The sequence below is a fragment of the Catellatospora sp. NPDC049609 genome (assembly GCF_040675365.1).
GTDB lineage: Bacteria > Actinomycetota > Actinomycetes > Mycobacteriales > Micromonosporaceae > Catellatospora.
In genome coordinates this window covers 1-4,200 of record NZ_JBFAOU010000339.1, presented here as the reverse complement: position 1 = coordinate 4,200, position 4,200 = coordinate 1, and the positions used below count along the sequence as shown (strand labels likewise).

The 4,200-nt window shown below is 68.5% G+C and carries 3 protein-coding genes and 2 pseudogenes; 1 reads left to right on the top strand and 4 read right to left on the bottom strand.

The annotated features are described in order from the left end of the window. Nucleotides 1-641: ISL3 family transposase (locus AB0J67_RS39600; RefSeq protein WP_363490720.1), on the bottom strand; the 641-nt coding region annotated here is incomplete at its 3' end. Between the two features lie 197 nt (nt 642-838). Here AB0J67_RS39600 and AB0J67_RS39595 point away from each other — a divergent pair. Continuing rightward, nucleotides 839-1,549 (top strand): annotated as a pseudogene (locus AB0J67_RS39595) (IS256 family transposase); the annotation flags it as partial. A 158-nt stretch (nt 1,550-1,707) separates the two neighbouring features. Here the strand turns inward: AB0J67_RS39595 and AB0J67_RS39590 are convergent. The 3 genes and pseudogenes from AB0J67_RS39590 to AB0J67_RS39580 all read right to left on the bottom strand — a co-directional run. After that, entirely contained in the window at nt 1,708-2,310 is a 603-nt protein-coding gene (locus AB0J67_RS39590; protein ID WP_363490716.1) for a hypothetical protein, read from the bottom strand. A 52-nt stretch (nt 2,311-2,362) separates the two neighbouring features. Next, nucleotides 2,363-2,779, bottom strand: coding sequence for a transposase (locus AB0J67_RS39585; RefSeq protein ID WP_363490718.1), 417 nt, complete (start codon nt 2,777-2,779; stop codon nt 2,363-2,365). 154 nt (nt 2,780-2,933) lie between these two features. Next, nucleotides 2,934-3,785, bottom strand: a pseudogene (locus AB0J67_RS39580) (ISL3 family transposase); the annotation flags it as partial. Nucleotides 3,786-4,200 lie beyond the last annotated feature (415 nt).

Below are 4,200 nucleotides of genomic sequence, written 5' to 3'. Positions count from 1 at the left end.
GGCGCCGCGGCCGGGACCGGCGCGGCGAGGTTGACCCGGAGAGTGTTCACGGTCTTCTCCACGGCCTGACCAAGGTTCTGCCACAGGTGGAAACGATCGGCGACCTCGATCGCAGACGGCGCGCCCGTGCGTGCGCCTTCGGCATAGCCGCCGGCCCGGTCGCGGCAAATGACCTGCGTGCCCGGGTGAGCGCGCAGCCACGTCGCGAAGGTCTCGCCGTCACGCCCGTCGATCATGTCTACCGGCCGGTGAGTGGACAGGTCCACCATGACCGTGCCGTAGCGGTGCCCACGCCGGAACGCGAAGTCATCCACCCCCAGCACCTCCACGGTCCCGACCGGCTGTTCCGGCAGGGCCCTGATCCGGCGAAGCAGCGTGTCCCGGCCAGCACCAAGGCCCAGCCTCGCGGCCAACCGGGCGCCGGCCCGACCGGCAAGTGCGAGCCCTACTGCGCCCAGCAGCGTCTCCGCCGCCGCGGTATAGCGGCCGTGGGCCCGGGTCACGCCCGGCACCTGCTCAACGAACGTCACCGTCGGGCAGCGGTCGTTGGCGCACCGGAACCGCCTCACCTGCAGTTGCAGAACCAGTCGCCCGCCACCGACCGGCAGATCACGCACCGTCCGGCGGTAGCGGCCGTGCACCCTCGACGACGCTGACCCGCACTTCGGGCACAACCCTTCGGCGACCTCCGACCGTCCAGTCACCAGCAGCAAGCTGTCAAAGCGCTCGACCTGTTCAACGGCAACACCCTCAAGATGAGGAAGCACGACCTCGGGCGTCCACAAATCACACCAGGACCATGATCACATGGACGCCTCACAAGATCGGCGACAGAGCCAAGCTGCGTGATGGCAAGGTCGCCAACCGGCCGGTCTACCTCGCCCTCGCGGTGACGGTCGAGGGCACCCGCGACATCCTCGGGCTGTGGGCCGGTGACGGCGGCGAGGGAGCCAAGTTCTGGCTGCACGTGCTCACCGAACTGCGCAACCGCGGCGTCGCCGACGTGTGCATGGTCGTCTGCGACGGGCTGAAAGGCCTGCCAGACGCGGTCGAGGCGACCTGGCCCCAGGCCGTCGTGCAGACCTGCGTCATCCACCTGCTACGGGCCTCGTTCCGCTACGCCGGACGCCAGCACTGGCAGCACATCGCCGCCGCACTGCGGCCGGTCTACACCGCACCCACCGAACCCGCCGCCAGGCAACGGTTCGACGAGTTCGCCCAGGCCTGGGGCACCCGCTATCCCGCGATCGTCAGGCTGTGGGACCAGGCCTGGGCCGAGTTCGTACCGTTCCTGGCCTTCGACACCGAGATCCGCAAGGTCGTCTGCTCGACGAATGCGATCGAGTCCGGCAACGCCCGCATCCGCCGCGCGGTGCGGGCCCGGGGCCACTTCCCGAACGAGGCAGCCGCACTCAAGTGCGTCTACCCCGCCGTGATGGCCCTGGACCCGACCGGCCAAGCCCGCAAACGCTGGGTCACCCGCTGGAAACCCGCCCTGAACGCCTTCGAGATCACCTTCGAAGGACGCCTATCCGCAAACCGCAAGTAGTCCTCACCAACCGGCTTACACCGTTAACTGCACAGACCCCCTCGCCCCGCGAACAGGACTTGACATAGGGAACTCAAACGCCGCCTCTCCGACGTCGTGTTCCGGGTGTCAGCGCTCACGTAATTCGGCTCTGACGCAGACTTGATGATCGACGGGCGCTAATGAACGTCGGCTGTGGCGGCGTTGTGCTGCTGTAGTTCCTGCACCAGGGCGTCGATGTGGTCTTCGGGGAGGTTGAGGGCCTGGCATGCCCGGTAGCGGCCGCGGGACAGGAACTCTGTGTCGAAGTCTTCGCGCAGGTCGTCGATGATGAGATCGGTGAGCTGTCCGAGATGGGCGACCAGGCCGGCGGTGAACCAGCGGGCGGCCTGTTGGGGGTAGTCGTGTTCAGCGAGGGCTTCACCGATGACAAGGAACACGTCAGGGTCGTCGGGTTGGAGCTTGCGGGCTTCGGCGATCATGGCCAGGGCTTCGGCGTGCCGGTGCCGGTCTAGCAGGAACGAGGCGTAGGCGGCCTGCGGGGCACCCGGTTCGGCGTCTTCGATGTCAAGTGCGTCGCGGAACATCTGCTCGGCCAGGTCGTGTTCGCCGACGATCGCGTAGTACTCGCCGGCCTGGCACAGGCCGGCGGCCTGTTCGGCGCAGCCGTGACCGGCGTGGGAACGCGACAGCACGTCGGCGTGGGCGCGGCGTTCGGTGTCGGTGAGCGGGACGAAGTCCTCGTCTCCTGGCCGGGGGTCGTTGCGGTGTCTGCGCGCCATGCCACCACCCTAACGACGGCGCCCGTCAGCGGGCTGTCACACCACGGCGGGATCAGCGCGCGTGCAGCACGCGCTTGCGCAACAGGTCGAAACCGGCGCGACCGTACATCTGCCGTTTGATCATCTTGATGCGGTTCACGTGCCCTTCCACCGGCCCTGAGTTCCACGGCAGCGTCAGCCCCGCAGTGACGGCGTCGAGGTCGCGCTGCAGTCCGGCGACGAACGAGTGCAGGCCGGGCAGGTCGTCGGCCAGAACACTGGTGATCCACTGCCCGAGGTCGTGGCCGGTGAGGTTCTTCACCATCTTGGCGAACTCGCGCACGTGTCCGGAGACCACGGCCAGCGCCGGGCTGCGGTCGAGGAGCCGTTGCAGCTCGTCGCGGTGTTCGGGTTTGAGGTTGTCCGGGTCGGTGACGATCCAGGCGGCCGCCTGCCTTGCCTTGATCACCGCCGGCACCGACGTCGGCATGGGCAACCCCGCCCGATAGGGCTGCAGGAACCGGCGGACCGTCTTGACGCTGCCGCGGAAGCCCTGCGCTACGATCTCGCGGAACAGCGCCTCGGCGTCGGTGCAGCCCTCGTTCCAGCGTCGGCAGAGATACGGCTTGAACTCGTCGAGCACGCTTTGTCGGGTGGTCCTGGTCAGCAGCTCCTCCACGCAGGCCGCATCGGCGAACCGGCGGACGGTATGCGGGTCCGGCTTCAATCGCCGACCGGGAGGCGCCCTCTGCCAGTAGTTCCTGGACCTGGGCATAGCGGTTGCGGGTCCGGATCGCCAGGCGTGACTCCCGAGGTGGCGGCACCTGGGCCGGCTGCCCCGTCGGTGCTGCCTCGACCAGCGCCGGTTCCTGCAGGCTGTCACGGTGACGCGCCACGCACTTGTCCACCGCCAGGCACAGATTCCGCCACAGGTGCCACCGATCACTGACCTGCACCGCGTTCGGAGCACCCGCCGTCGCGCCACCGGCATACGCCGTGCTGCCATCCCGGCAAACGATCTCGACTCCGGGATGGGCAGCCAGCCACGTGCCCAGCGTGTCCGCGGTGCGGTCGGGCAGCACCTCGACCGGCCTGCCCGTCTGGATGTCGACCAGTACCGTGGCATACACATAGCCGCGGCGCAGCGCGAAATCGTCCACGCCCAGTACCCGCGGCGTCACCACGGAGGGCTCCGGGATCCGCCGGATCGCCCGCAGCAGCGTCGACGGACTGCACCTGATGCCCAAGGCGCGGCCCAATCTCGCTCCGGCCCGGCCGCCCAACGCCAGCGCCACCGACGTGAGCCCGTCACCGGCAAGCCGAGTCCTTCGCGCATGCCGATCGGCGAACCCGAGACTCTCGCAGAACACCTTCCGGCTGCACGACCGGTTGTCGCAGAAGAACCTGCGCACCTTCACCACCAGCCGCGCAGGCCGCATAGCCACCGCGGCATCCGACAAGCGGCGCACATACCTGCTGTGCACCCTCCCCGACACGGTCTGGCATCCCGGGCAGCTTGCCACCTCGGCCGTCGACGCCGCCTGCACCAGCAGGCCCTCGCCCTCAGGCTGAACTCGATCTACAGCCACTCGTGAGAGGTGAGGAAAGAGAACAGACACATCATCCACAAGCGACAAACGCTATGATCCACGCCGCTCGATCATCAAGTCTGCGTCAGAGCCGAATTACTTGAGCGCCGACACCGGGCACTCCTCACCGACGCTTGACATAGGAGCAAGCGGACGTGACCCACCGGCCCAGACCGCCATCAGTGCGCCCGTGGCCTGGAGGCGTACGCCGAAGCGGCGTAGAGACCACCGAAGATGCCGGGCCGGCGACGCTAGGGGAGGTCACCGGCCCGGCGGCCCCAGCCCGGTCACCCGCAGGCTGAGGCGGATGCCCAGCACGCGG